The sequence below is a fragment of the Candidatus Accumulibacter propinquus genome, assembly GCF_056856495.1.
The window spans coordinates 120,707-133,753 of record NZ_JBSEHC010000003.1; the positions used below are offsets into that span (position 1 = coordinate 120,707).

General features: G+C 60.3%; 12 protein-coding genes and 1 pseudogene. 2 read left to right on the top strand and 11 right to left on the bottom strand.

The window, feature by feature from the left end:
• Positions 1-22: 22 nt before the first annotated feature.
• From AC15MQ_RS06740 to AC15MQ_RS06760, 5 genes and pseudogenes are all read right to left on the bottom strand, one after another.
• Positions 23-523, bottom strand: coding sequence for a YkgJ family cysteine cluster protein (locus AC15MQ_RS06740; protein WP_287654934.1), 501 nt, complete (start codon positions 521-523; stop codon positions 23-25).
• 40 nt (positions 524-563) lie between these two features.
• Positions 564-1,337 (bottom strand): hypothetical protein, encoded by a 774-nt coding sequence (locus AC15MQ_RS06745; protein WP_483079717.1) that lies wholly within the window; start codon positions 1,335-1,337, stop codon positions 564-566.
• A gap of 79 nt (positions 1,338-1,416) precedes the next feature.
• A pseudogene (locus AC15MQ_RS06750) lies at positions 1,417-1,524 on the bottom strand (Tudor-knot domain-containing protein); the annotation flags it as partial.
• 15 nt (positions 1,525-1,539) lie between these two features.
• Entirely contained in the window at positions 1,540-2,010 is a 471-nt protein-coding gene (locus AC15MQ_RS06755) for a hypothetical protein (RefSeq protein WP_483079718.1), read from the bottom strand.
• 316 nt (positions 2,011-2,326) lie between these two features.
• On the bottom strand, positions 2,327-3,604 hold the full coding sequence (locus AC15MQ_RS06760; protein ID WP_483079719.1) for an adenylate/guanylate cyclase domain-containing protein: 1,278 nt from the start codon (positions 3,602-3,604) through the stop codon (positions 2,327-2,329).
• Between the two features lie 311 nt (positions 3,605-3,915).
• On the opposite strand from AC15MQ_RS06760, the gene AC15MQ_RS06765 reads away from it, so the two are divergent.
• The gene (locus tag AC15MQ_RS06765) at positions 3,916-5,538 is read left to right on the top strand and encodes a peptide chain release factor 3 (protein WP_483079720.1); all 1,623 of its coding nucleotides are present in this window, start codon (positions 3,916-3,918) and stop codon (positions 5,536-5,538) included.
• Positions 5,539-5,620: 82 nt separating this feature from the next.
• Positions 5,621-6,271 carry a YceH family protein gene (locus tag AC15MQ_RS06770; protein ID WP_483079721.1) on the top strand — a complete coding sequence of 217 codons (651 nt, stop codon included), beginning with the start codon at positions 5,621-5,623 and terminating at the stop codon, positions 6,269-6,271.
• A gap of 56 nt (positions 6,272-6,327) precedes the next feature.
• Here AC15MQ_RS06770 and AC15MQ_RS06775 read toward each other — a convergent pair whose 3' ends face one another.
• The 6 genes from AC15MQ_RS06775 to AC15MQ_RS06800 form a co-directional block, all read right to left on the bottom strand.
• Positions 6,328-6,888 (bottom strand): NUDIX domain-containing protein, encoded by a 561-nt coding sequence (locus AC15MQ_RS06775; RefSeq protein ID WP_350496191.1) that lies wholly within the window; start codon positions 6,886-6,888, stop codon positions 6,328-6,330.
• Between the two features lie 62 nt (positions 6,889-6,950).
• A complete protein-coding gene (gene nuoN, locus AC15MQ_RS06780; protein WP_332337753.1) occupies positions 6,951-8,423 on the bottom strand; it encodes an NADH-quinone oxidoreductase subunit NuoN in 1,473 nt (490 codons plus the stop codon).
• A gap of 27 nt (positions 8,424-8,450) precedes the next feature.
• The gene (locus AC15MQ_RS06785; protein ID WP_287654942.1) at positions 8,451-9,935 is read right to left on the bottom strand and encodes an NADH-quinone oxidoreductase subunit M; all 1,485 of its coding nucleotides are present in this window, start codon (positions 9,933-9,935) and stop codon (positions 8,451-8,453) included.
• Positions 9,936-9,958: 23 nt separating this feature from the next.
• Positions 9,959-12,043, bottom strand: a complete 2,085-nt coding sequence (gene nuoL, locus AC15MQ_RS06790; protein ID WP_483079722.1) for an NADH-quinone oxidoreductase subunit L — start codon at positions 12,041-12,043, stop codon at positions 9,959-9,961.
• A 2-nt stretch (positions 12,044-12,045) separates the two neighbouring features.
• Entirely contained in the window at positions 12,046-12,351 is a 306-nt protein-coding gene (gene nuoK / locus AC15MQ_RS06795; protein ID WP_015768187.1) for an NADH-quinone oxidoreductase subunit NuoK, read from the bottom strand.
• Positions 12,352-12,442: 91 nt separating this feature from the next.
• A complete protein-coding gene (locus tag AC15MQ_RS06800; RefSeq protein WP_287654946.1) occupies positions 12,443-13,045 on the bottom strand; it encodes an NADH-quinone oxidoreductase subunit J in 603 nt (200 codons plus the stop codon).
• Between the last annotated feature and the right edge of the window lie 2 nt (positions 13,046-13,047).

A 13,047-nucleotide genomic window follows, 5' to 3' on the forward strand; every position in this document is an offset into this window, starting at 1 on the left:
CTATTTATTCTTGCTGGCTGCGCTATTCACCACACCGCCAATTTCCGAACCACTCAGTCAGCGGACGACTTTCGCCCAGGTCGGCGAGCCGCTGGTCGATGGCATCGTGGTTGCCCCACACCACGTCGGCGAGGCTGTCGTTGGCAACGCGCGCTTCGATTTCCGGGCAGTACAGTCCGAGTTGCCGCTGCACGTAGAAACCGTAGCTGCGGCAGGCCACCGGGCGTTGCGTATAGACCGGGCAGCTGCCGGTGGATGGTTCGAGCAGCGGGCAGACCAGCGGGCGCGCACGGTCGTTGGCCAGAGCGGCCAGGTCGCGGCCGATTGCGTCCAGCCGTTGCGGCGACAACGCGGCCAGACCGTCGCGCAACAGTTCCCATTCCGCTGCCGTCAGTCGCGGGAGTTCGGCGAGCCGTCGACAACAGGTGTCGCAACCCTTGCCGCACCACCAGTCGGGGCGATCCTCACGGATGGCGCGCACGCGCGCGTCGATCATGGCGTGGATTTCGGTCAGGGGGCTCATCAGCGGCGTGCTGGCTCCAACGGCCGGCGGTCAGTCGATTTCACGGCGGGTTCAGGGCGATCACCTTGCCGTCGGCACCGAACCACACCTCGCCGTTGCCCAGCATGATTCCCTGGTCGCGAACGAACATGTTTCGCGGCAGGGCGTTGGCGATCGCTGCGCGTAGCTGCGGGGTAAAGATCGCGTCGTAATTGGCGACCAGTTCCTTCGCGTCGTGGATGCGCTTGCGGCTACCGGCAACGACGACGTTGAGCGGGTACGCAACGAGCGCGGCGACCGTCGGCTTGTCGGTGCGTTTGACGGCATGCCAGAAGCGCAGGGCCTGTCGGTGTACGAGTTCATCGTCCGTAGCTCCGGCAGCGGCGTAACGATTGGCCAGGCTTCCAGCGGTTCCGTTATCCAGTGTCAGGCGCACGGGCAATCCTTGGTTGGCATCGAGCTTGTGCCAGGTGCCGGTGATGATCTCGCATTCCAGCTTGTCACCCTGATAGCGGCCGCTCGGGTCGCTGGTCAGAAAGCGGCCTTCGAAACGGGCTACGACCCTGTCCGCAGCGTCCAGCTCGTCGAGGACGATGTCCGTCCCATGCGCAATCCTTCCCCGCAACCTGATGTCCGCCAGTTGACTGGCGTAGAAGTAGCTGCCGCTGACAGTGCTGCCGGCAAGCACGAGCGTCATTCCGATGCGGTATTTTTCGGCGATGCTCCCCGAGTAGTTCCACAGCCACTGCTTGTCATTGGTCGTACACGCGCCGTTCGCCAGCATGGGGAGCAGCAGCAGGAAGGCAAGCAGTGGCAGTCGGCAGTTCGCAGACATTGGCGTTTGCGGCTCTGGTGGGGGAAATCGCGCGCTCGCCCGCTGTTGCCGATCACACGGGTGCAACTGCAGCGGGCGCCTAGCGGGGGCGAACACGTGAGCCGTCAACCCATTCGTCCCAATCGTTGCCATAACCGTCATAGTGGATCTTCAGCTTGCTGCCGTCCATCTGGATGACCGTGGCGGCGTACCATGACTGCTTTCATAAGGCCAACACCGAATCACCCAGGCGGTAGGGGAGTGCAGCGGTGCGTACCGGGGCTTGCGTTTTCGCCGCCGGGTTGCTGTTGGCCGCCAGCGGCTGCACCGGGTTGGTCTGCGCGCCGTGGCCCTGCTGGACCGTCCGCACATCCCACATTTGCTTTGGATCGCTCCAGGTCAGGCGGTAGACACCGCCGGCGCCGACCTTGTACTCGTTGTAGCCGCGGGACGGCGTGGCGATGCGAATATTGCCGACAGGATCCCCGGACGTCATGTTGTAGGTTTTTTGTTCATGCGCCTTGAGCGATTGGTCTTTCCAGGTGCCGCGTGCCGGGTCCAGGGTCTGAAAGAACAGGTCCGCCGTAGTATCGTTGAACAGGTTGTAGGTCGGTATTTGCGCGGCCGCCTGTGGTGCCCATGACAACATCCAGGAAGCGAACAGCGCTACGGCATGACTCTTGAAAGTGACCACCTTGCATCCCCCGAAAGTGGGCAATGGCGTTACGCCTCCCGCGCACGTTTGTCCGCTGCCGCATGGTTGGAAAAGCATTTCGACTGTACACAACAACCAGCCCACGAGGAGTCGTGACGGCGATCCCGGCGAACTTGATGCTTTTTCGTCCGTGGCTAGGCGGCAAGCCTCTGGCCAACGCATACGTTCGAGAAGCGATTTTAGCGTGAAAGTCGTGCCGGCGTTTCCGGCGAAGGTGGCGAAGGCAAACTGCCAAGGCGAACCCCGTGCCAGCCTTGTTCGAGACGGCAGCATTTGCTGGAGACGAACCCGGCATTCAATCTTGCCCCTGTTCTATCAGTGGTTCTGCGGGTGCATCGCAAGCGGCCGATGGTGTGTCTGTGGCGCGCCCCTTGAGCATATACACACGCATCGCTCCCTTGCCTTTGACCGCGATTTCACCACGATCCTCGCACACGAAGTCGGGGGGCAGCAGGGCGCGCGTCGCTTCGCTGATCTGGATCCCGCCGGAGACCCCCTGCGATTCCATGCGCGCGGCGATATTGACCGTGTCTCCCCAGAGGTCGTAGATGAAGCGCTTCTTGCCGATCACACCGGCCACCACCGCGCCCGAATTGATGCCGATGCGAATCTCCAGACCGGGGAAATCCTTGATCGCCTGTTGCATCCGCAGGGCCAGTTCCGCCGCAGCGGCAGCGTGATCGGGACGCGCTTCGGGGATCCCGGAGGCAACCATGTACGCATCCCCAATGGTCTTGATCTTTTCAAGGCCGCACTGTTCGGTGAGGTCGTCGAAGCGCGTGAAGATGGCGTCCAGCAGGTTGACCACGTTGGGAATCGACTCCGACAGCGAGGTGTAGCCGACGATGTCCGCAAACAGCACGCTGCATTCACTGAAGGCATCGGCGAAGGTTCGTCCTTCCCGGCGCAGGCGCTGACTGATCGTCGGCGGCAACATGTTTTCGAGCAGACCTTCCATACGGGCATTGGCGTTGGCGAGTTGCCTCTCGACCTCGGCCAGGTCGGCCACGAAGAGCCCGGCGACCCACATCAGCGAAGTGAAGTTCGCGAAAAACAGAATCCAGCGCCCGGTCCGCTGCGCATCGGGGGAGTAGGAAAGACCCAGGGGAGACAGCGTCACCAGCCCCAGTTCAACGGCGGCGAAAATCAACAGGCAGCCCCCCACATACACTCGCCGGCCGCGCTCGCTGTGCTCGAAAAACAGCAGATACGCACCCACGGTCAGTGGCAGCAGGTGGTAGTGGCTCATGCTGAGAAACGGTCCCGACACGCCTTCGAGCGCGATCAACGCGCCGACGACGGGCATCACGAACCAGAAGTAACTGTGGCTGGCCAGCCCGAGCCGGCCGCGCGACAGGCAGAACCAGACCCAGGCCGCTCCGATGATCGAGACTCCTTGCAGGAGCAGCGTTGTCCAGTCGCCGCGCGTCAGCGCGACCGTACCCCAGGCGAGTACATAAGCAAGCAGGAAACCCACGCCAGTACGCAGCAGACGCTCGGCCCGGCGACGCCGGTATTGGCGAAATTCAACGTCCGTGTAGACGAAATCACCCAAGGCTCGCCTGTCAATCAACGCTTCTCCTGACTCGCGTCTTCCGGCGTCGAGAGGCCGGTCTGTTGTACGCAGATCGGATTCTACGGTCAATTGTCCAGCAACCGTCCCTGGTGGCTGGTTATTCGCTGGGGTTTCTACTGCCAAACGAGCTGATTCCGAGTGTGCCTGCAGGCTGATTTGGTCTGTTTCCGGTGACCGACGTTGCGATGTGTTCTCAGCCTGCGCAGAGTCTTGGTATAGTGCGGCCTGCGTAGCGCCGGTAAGGTGACTTGCAACCTTCTCCCGGCGGCTGCTTCGATGCCGCCGCAAGCTTCCTGACGAGTACCCCGATGAGCGACTCCCGGAACGAATGCCAGTTTCCCCCCGAAATTCTCCGCGACGTCGCCAAACGCCGCACCTTCGCGATCATTTCACACCCTGACGCGGGAAAGACCACCTTGACCGAGAAGCTCCTGCTTTTCGGCGGTGCGATCCAGTTCGCCGGCACGGTGAAGGGCCGCAAGAGTGCCCGGCACGCCACTTCGGACTGGATGGAGGTGGAAAAGCAACGCGGTATTTCGGTGACCAGCTCGGTCATGCAGTTCGAATATCAGCAGCACACCATCAACCTTCTCGACACACCGGGCCACGAGGATTTTTCCGAGGATACCTATCGCGTGCTGACCGCTGTCGATGCGGCGGTGATGGTCATCGATGCGGCCAAGGGCGTCGAGGCGCAGACGATCAAGCTGCTCAACGTCTGCCGGATGCGCAACACGCCGATCATCACCTTCGTCAACAAGCTCGACCGTGAGGTCCGCGAGCCTTTCGACCTGCTTGAGGAGATCGAATCGGTGCTGGGCATCGAGTGCGCTCCGATCACCTGGCCGATCGGCATGGGCAAGACCTTTCGTGGCGTCTATCACCTCCTGAATGACCGCTTGCTGCATTTCGCTGCCGGGGAGGAGAGACGTGGCGAATCCGAGCGGCTTGACGGTCTCGACAATCCGATCCTCGACGCCCAGTTTCCCGGCGAGGTCGGGAAACTGCGTGAGGATGTTGACCTGATCCAGAGCGCGAGCAGCCCGTTCGACCTGATCGGCTTTCTTGCCGGCCGGCAGTCGCCCGTCTTTTTCGGGTCGGCGATCAACAATTTCGGCGTCCAGGAGATCCTGCAGGCCTTGCTCGACTGGGCTCCACCGCCGCAGGAGCGTGACGGGGGCCAGCGCATGGTGCAGCCCGCGGAACCGGCTTTCTCGGGATTCGTGTTCAAGATTCAGGCCAACATGGACCCCAAGCATCGCGACCGGATCGCTTTTTTTCGCGTCTGTTCAGGCCGCTACGTCCCGGGCATGAAGATCCGGCATCTGCGACTGGATCGGGATATGAAGCTCGCCAACGTGCTGACGTTCATGGCCAACGAACGACTGCTGATGGAAGACGCCGTTGCTGGCGACATCATCGGCATCCACAACCACGGCAACCTGCATATCGGCGACACCCTGAGCGAGGGTGAGGTGCTCGGCTTCAAGGGGATACCCTACTTCTCGCCCGAACTGTTCCGCGCTGCCCGCCTGCGTGACCCGCTGAAGAGCAAGCAGTTGTTGAAGGGACTGCAGGAACTCGGTGAAGAGGGGGCGATCCAGGTCTTCGAGAACCTCGGCAGTGGGGCGCTGTTGTTGGGCGCGGTCGGCAACCTGCAGTTCGAGGTTGTCGCCCAGCGACTGAAGACGGAATACAAGGTCGACGCCATCTTCGAGTCGGCCGATATTTATACGGCACGCTGGCTGACATTTCCCGATGAAGTCACACGCCGCGGCTTTGAACGCGAGCAACTGCATCGACTGGCCAGGGACGTCGACGGCAATGCCGTCTATCTGGCCAGCACGCGCTACAACCTTGAAGTGACGAGCGAGAAGTGGAGCCGGGTCGGTTTCCATAGTTCGCGTGAGCATGGGCAACTTTTTGCCTGAGCAACATCCGCGTTGGTCAATCACTCGGCGGCATCGTCACTGAACGAATTTGATCGACGCTAGGAAGGGATCCACAGAAACCATGCAGCCCTCAGCGCAGAAGCCCCTTGCCTTTCTCGAAGCACGCATACTCGGCGTACTGGTCGAGAAGGAAAGGACCACCCCGGACATCTATCCGCTGACCCTCAACAGCCTGGCCTCCGGATGTAATCAAAAGTCGGCCAGGGATCCGGTGATCAATGTCAAGGACAGTGAAGTGCAAGCGGCGCTCGATGAACTGCGTAGCCGTGTTCTGGTGCTGGAGACCTACGGCGCTTCCGGACGTGTGCTGCGGTATGCACAGAATTTCGGAAGAGTCTACGGCCTTCCTCCGGCCAGTGTCGCCTTGCTCGCCATTCTCATGTTGCGTGGCCCGCAGACGGCCAGCGAACTTCGCGCCAACGCCGAGCGACTGTACCGATTTGATGATACGTCGTCCGTTGAAGCCTACCTCGACGAAATGGCATCGCGCGCGAGTGACCCGCTGGTGACCAGGCTGCCGAGACAGGCCGGCGCTCGCGAGCATCGCTGGGCGCATCTGCTGTGCGGCGCGGCAAGCTTGCCCATAGGCAAGGGGTTGCCAGCGGATGGGCCGTCGTCTGTCCCATCGGATCTTGAGGTTCGCGTTGCGCGACTCGAAACCGAGGTTGCCGAACTCCGAGCGGCTGTTCTCGAACTCGCGCGAAAGGGCTGACTTTCCGCATCGCGGGGGAGTCTGCTTGTGCGATCCCCAGCAGTTGTCTGCGAATGTCACCAGCCGGCGGTGACCACCTTTTCAGCCCAGAGAAGCCCGCTGAGGGTCTTGGCATCAGTGATTGCGCCACTCTGGACAGCGGCCATGGCTTCCGTCAGAGACAGACTGAGCACATCGAGGAACTCGCTGCTGTCGGGCGTCGGTTCCGCTTCCTGATGCAGGCCGATGGCAAGAAAGATCTCGATGCGCTCGTCCGAGTAGCCGACACAGGGATGCATCACCCCGAGGTGCCGCCATTCCGCCGCGCAATGCCCGGTTTCTTCGAGCAGCTCCCGTGCGGCGGTATCGCGGATGTCCTCACCGGGATCGATCTTTCCCGCCGGCAGTTCGAGGAACGAGCGACCCAGCGGATAGCGAAACTGTCGTACGAACAGCAGTCGGCCGTCGTCGAGAAGCGCGATGATCACCACCGCTCCCTGGTGCCGCACGTACTCACGCAGGCACTCCTGGCCGTCGGGCAGTTGCACGCGGTCGCGCCGGACGTCGAGGAGCTTGCCGCGGAAGATCTGGGTGCTCTCCAGTTGTTGTTCGCGGAGATGCGGGTAATCGTTTTCCAATCCTGGACTCCCAATGAAAACGCCCCGGCTGGCGGGGCGTTCCTGTCAAATGGCCTGCGTAGTCAGAGCGACCGCAGAAGCGTGAAAGCGCAAAGCGACATCAAGGCTTGCGGAAAGATACCGAGCAAGGCAACCGCCAGACCGTTGGCCGACATCAGAATCTTGACGTCCAGCGGTGCCTGTATCGCTGAGGTGTTCGTCGGTTGATCGAAGTACATGAGCTTGACCACGCGCAGATAGTAGAAACAACCGATCAGCGAGAAGAGAATGGCAACGATGGCGAGCCACAGATAGCCCGCGGCGACCACCGCCTGCAATACCGAGAACTTGGCAAAGAAACCGACGAAGAACGGGATCCCGGCCATCGAGAACATCATCATCATCATCATCCCGGCGAACCACGGGCTGCGCTTGTTGAGACCCTTGAAATCGTCGAGTTCGTCGGACTCCAGGCCCGCCCGCGCCAGCAGCAGGATCATCCCGAAGGTGCCGGCACTGGTCAGCACGTAGGTGATCACATAGAACATCGATGAACTGTAGGCGTTGAGTGCGAACCTCGCATCGCCACCGACGACGCCGGTGACCATTCCGAGGAGCATGAAACCCATGTGCGAGATTGCCGAATAGGCCAGCATGCGTTTCAGGTTGGTCTGGGCGATCGCGGCTATGTTGCCGATGGCCATCGACAGCACCGAGAGCAGGATCAGCATCGTCTGCCAGTCGTGCGCCAGCACGATCAGGCCATTGACCAGGAGACGCATCACCATGGCAAATGCGGCCAGTTTGGGAGCGCTGGCGATGAACAGGGTGACCGCTGTCGGGGCGCCGTGATAGACGTCAGGAATCCACATGTGGAAGGGCACGACACCCAGCTTGAAGGCCAGGCCGGAAACCAGGAAGACGAGGCCAAAAACGAGGATCGTCTTGTCTGCCTGACCCATGTAAAGGCGTTCGGCAATCGCCGTGATCTCCAGGGTACCGGTAGCGCCGTAGATCATCGACATGCCGTACAGCAGCAGTCCGGACGCCAGGGCGCCAAGCACGAAATACTTCATCGCCGCCTCGGTCGCCGGGACCGAATCGCGGTTCATCGCCACCATCGCATACAGCGAGAGCGACAGCAGTTCGAGACCGACGTAGATGGTCACGAAATGGTTGGCGGATATCATGACCATCATGCCGAGCGTGGCAAACAGCACCAGGACGTAATATTCACCCTTGGCCATCTGTTCCCGCTCCAGGATGTAGCCTCGCGAGTAGAACAACACCACAATCACCGTCAGATACAGCAGCAGTTTCAGCAGGTCGCCCATCAGGTCCCCGACGTACATGTTGCTGAAGGTGTAGCTGATCTCACCCGAACTGGTCGCAAAGGTGACTACCGCCGCACCGACGAGAGTCAATTGCGTGGCGACGAAAGTGGTGGTTCGCTTCCTGTCCTTGACCAGGAGATCGAACATCAGGATCAGGCATGCCATCAGCGCGATGAATATCTCCGCGCTTGCGAGGCGGAGATCGGGCGTCAGGAACTGCATTTCGGCAAGAGTCATAGCGGCTACCAATTATTGGATCTTGCTGAGGGCGACGTGACGCAGCAACTCATTGACCGAGCTGTGCATGACTTCAGTAAAGGGCTGCGGATAGAGACCCATGCCCAGGGCGCCGACGGCGAACAGGACGAAGATCAGGAACTCGCGGGCGTTGATGTCGGTCAGTTCGGCCACATGGTGGTTGGCCACGGCGCCAAAGACGACTCGCTTGTACATCCAGAGGGTATAGGCGGCGCCGACGATCATCGTCGATGCGGCAGCGAAGGCGACCCAGAAGCTGTGGTCTACAGCGGCGAGGATGACCATGAACTCCCCAACGAAGCCGGATGTCGCCGGCAAACCGGCGTTGGCCATGGCGAACAGCATGAAGAACGCCGCGAACTTGGGCATGGTGTTGACCACCCCGCCGTAGTCGGCAATCTGTCGCGAATGCGCTCGGTCGTACATGACACCGATCGAGAAGAACATCGCACCCGAGACGAATCCGTGCGAGATCATCTGCACCAGTGCGCCTTCGACACCCATGGCGCTGAACATGAAGAATCCCAGGGTCACGAAGCCCATGTGAGCGATCGACGAGTAGGCGACCAGTTTCTTCATGTCGTCCTGAACCAGCGCTACGAAGCCGATGTAGATGATGGCGATCAACGACAGGCCAATCACCAGTCCGGACAATTCGTGCGACGCATCCGGGGCGATCGGCAACGAGAAGCGCAGGAAACCATACGCACCCAGTTTCAACGCGATGGCTGCCAGGACGATCGAACCACCGGTCGGAGCTTCGACGTGCGCGTCCGGTAACCAGGTATGCACCGGCCACATCGGAACCTTGACCGCAAAAGCCACCAGGAAGGCGAGGAACAGCCAGGTCTGAGCGCTCAGGCCGATCGGCATCTGCTGCCAGTCGAGAATAGAGAAGCTACCCCCGGAGGTCACGAACAGGTACAGCAGGGCGATCAGGAAGAGCAGCGAACCAAACAGCGTGAACAGGAAGAACTTGAATGCCGCATAGACGCGGTTGGGTCCACCCCAGACGCCGATGATCAGGTACAGGGGGATCAGCGAAGCCTCGAAGAACACGTAGAACAGTACACCGTCGAGGGCGGAGAAGATCCCGTTCAACAGCCCGGACATGATCAGGAAGCCGGCGTTGTACTGCGCCACCTTGTTGCCGATGACCTGCCATCCGGCGAGCACGACCGTCACCGTTATGAAGCTGTTGAGAATCACGAATGGCATCGAAATGCCGTCCACACCGAGATGGTAGTTCACGTTGAAGCGTGGAATCCAGCTCTTGAACTCAACGAACTGCATCGCTGCGGTTTGCAGGTCAAACCCCGTATACAGCGGAAGGGTCACCAGCAGTCCGGCGAGAGCTCCAATCAGCGAGAGCATCCGTGCCAGCGGTGCATTGCGATCCGAGCCCGTCGCCAGCACAACAAAGCCGGCGAGAATCGGAACCCAGATGGCAAGAGAGAGAAGCGGCGTGCCTGACATATCGTTCCCAGTCTTTCTCTAGCTCAGGCGCGCGTGACCCACAGGGTCATCAAGACGAACACGCCGATAATCATCGTAAAAGCGTAGTGGTAGATGTGACCGGTCTGGAACAAGCGTGCCAGAGTCGCAAACCAGCCTACGAGGTGTGTAGCACCGTTGACAATGATGCCGTCGATCAGACCAGCGTCGCCACCCTTCCACAAACCCCGGCCGAGCAGGCGCGCACCACCGGCGAAGAAGACCTCGTTGAACTTGTCGAAGTAGTACTTGTTGTCCAGCAGCGTGTAGAGGAAACTGGAACGGGCCTTGATCGCCTCTGGAATGTCGGGGCGCTTGAGGTACAGGAACCACGCCAGGGCCACCCCCAGGAACGCCAGCCAGAATACCGGCGACGTCGCCGCATGCGTGGCCATGGCAAAAGCGCCATGGAAGTGATGGGCCAGTTCTTCCATCACTGGATGGGCCTCGGCATTGACGAAGATCGCGCTCTTGAAGTAGTCGCCGAAGAGCATCGGGCCGACGCCGATATAGCCGATGATCACCGACGGTATGGCCAGCATGATCAGGGGCAAGGTCACCACCCAGGGCGTCTCGTGCGGCTTCTGGCCTGGAGCAAGGCCGTGGTGCTCGGCATGCGTGTCGTCCGCGTGCAGGTCATCATGGCCGTGCGCCGAATGGTCAGCATGTGCCGCAGGCTGCGCGGGTTTGGCTTGCGCGGCGTGCGGGTGTGCCGGCTTGCCGAAGCGCTCCGGGCCGTGAAACACCAGGAAATACATCCGGAACGAGTAAAAGGCGGTGACGAAAACTCCCGCCATGACTGCAAAGTAGGCAAATCCGGCGCCCGGGATATGCGACAGGGCTACCGCCTCGATGATCGAGTCCTTGGAATAGAAGCCGGCAAAGAACGGGGTTCCGATCAGCGCCAGGGAACCAATCAGCGAGGTGAGCCAGGTGATCGGCATGTACTTGCGCAGGCCACCCATGTTGCGAATGTCCTGATCGTGGTGCATGCCGATGATCACCGAGCCGGCCCCGAGGAACAACAACGCCTTGAAGAAGGCGTGCGTCATCAGATGGAAGATCGCCACCGAGTAAGCCGATGCTCCCAGCGCCACGGTCATGTACCCGAGTTGTGACAGCGTCGAATAAGCCACGACACGTTTGATGTCATTCTGGATGATGCCCAGGAAGCCCATGAACAGTGCGGTGATCGCCCCGATGACGATGACGAAGGACAGCGCCGTATCCGACAACTCGAACAGCGGCGACATGCGCGCGACCATGAAGATACCGGCCGTGACCATTGTCGCGGCGTGGATCAACGCCGAAATCGGTGTCGGGCCCTCCATCGAGTCGGGCAGCCAGACGTGCAGGGGAACCTGTGCCGATTTGCCCATCGCGCCAATGAACAGCAGAATGCAGATGGCGGTCATCAGCGCAACGCCCGGGCCTTCGCCAAACAACGGCAGCGTGGTGCTCGCTGCCAGCGCTGGTGCCTTGGCAAACACGGCGACGTAATCGAGCGTACCAAAGTGCGCCAGAACCAGGCCGATGCCCAGGATGAATCCGAAGTCGCCGACCCGGTTGACCAGAAAGGCCTTCAGGTTGGCAAAGATGGCGGTCGGTCGGGTGTACCAGAAGCCGATCAGCAGATAGGAAACCAGACCCACGGCTTCCCAGCCGAAAAACAACTGCATGAAGTTGTTGCTCATCACCAGCATCAACATCGAGAAGGTAAACAACGCGATGTAGCTGAAGAAACGATTGTAGCCCGGGTCATCCTGCATGTAGCCGATGGTGTAGATGTGCACCATCAGTGAAACCGAGGTGACCACCAGCATCATGGTCACCGTCAGTTGGTCGATCAGGAAGCCGACCTCGAAACGGTAATCACCGGACGTCAGCCACTGGTACACCGGACCGTTGTACGTGTTCCCTGCCATTACGTCCTTGAAGATCAGGCAGGAAGCGAGCAGGGCGATCGCCACACCGCCGCTGGTCACGGTATGCGCTATCCAGCGCGGCAATACGCGGCAGAAAAGTCCGGCAATCAGGGCACCGACAAGTGGCGCCAGGGGAACCAGCAGGTAGAGCTTTTGCATTTCCATGTTCAACCCTTCAGGCTGTCCAGATCATCCACATGGATGGTTTTCAGGTTGCGGAACAGCACCACGAGAATCGCCAACCCGATTGCCGACTCGGCGGCAGCGACAGTCAAGATGAAGAAGACGAACACCTGCCCGGCGAGGTCCTGAAGGTAGTGAGAAAAGGCGATGAAGTTCATGTTCACCGCCAGCAGCATCAACTCGATCGACATCAGTATGATGATCAGGTTCTTGCGGTTGAGGAAGATGCCGACGACGCTGATCGCGAAGAGAATCGCGCCCAGGATCAAAAAATGGGACAGTGTAAGCAAGGTTCCTCCCTGATTCTTCTGCATGGGGTGGTGCGCTCGGCGCCACCCGGTCTTGGTTTGGGTCTGGGTCCGGCCGCAGACACGTGTCTCGTCAGTCGCTCTTCTCGGCGGGCATCTGCAACACGCGCACGCGGTCCCTGGCTTTCACGAAGACCTGCTGCGAGGGGCTGACCGACTTGTTCGTTCTCTTCGCTCGCTGCGTCAGGGCCACTGCGGCAATGATTCCGACGAGAAGGATCACCGATGCCAGCTCGAAGGGATAAACGTATTCGGTAAACATCAGGCGTCCAATGGCCTGCACGTTGCTATCTTCGGTAGTCGCCTGCCGTACGCTGCTCTCCAGTAGCCCCAGGTAGTTGCCGCCAAGGACCAGGCCCATCTCCGCGACCATCAACAGTCCAATGATCGCGCCCAGCGGCAGGTAACTCCAGAATCCTTCACGCAGGCGATCGAGATTGATGTCGAGCATCATCACCACAAACAGGAACAGCACCATCACCGCACCGACATAAACCAGAACCAGTGCAATGGCCAGGAATTCGGCCTGCAACAGCATCCAGACGCCACTCGCGGTAAAGAACGCCAACACCAGATACAGCGCCGCGTGTACTGGGTTACGCGAAGTAATCACACGCAATCCGGCGAACACCAGGATCGCCGAGAGAAAGTAGAAAACGAAGGTCTTGAATTCCATCG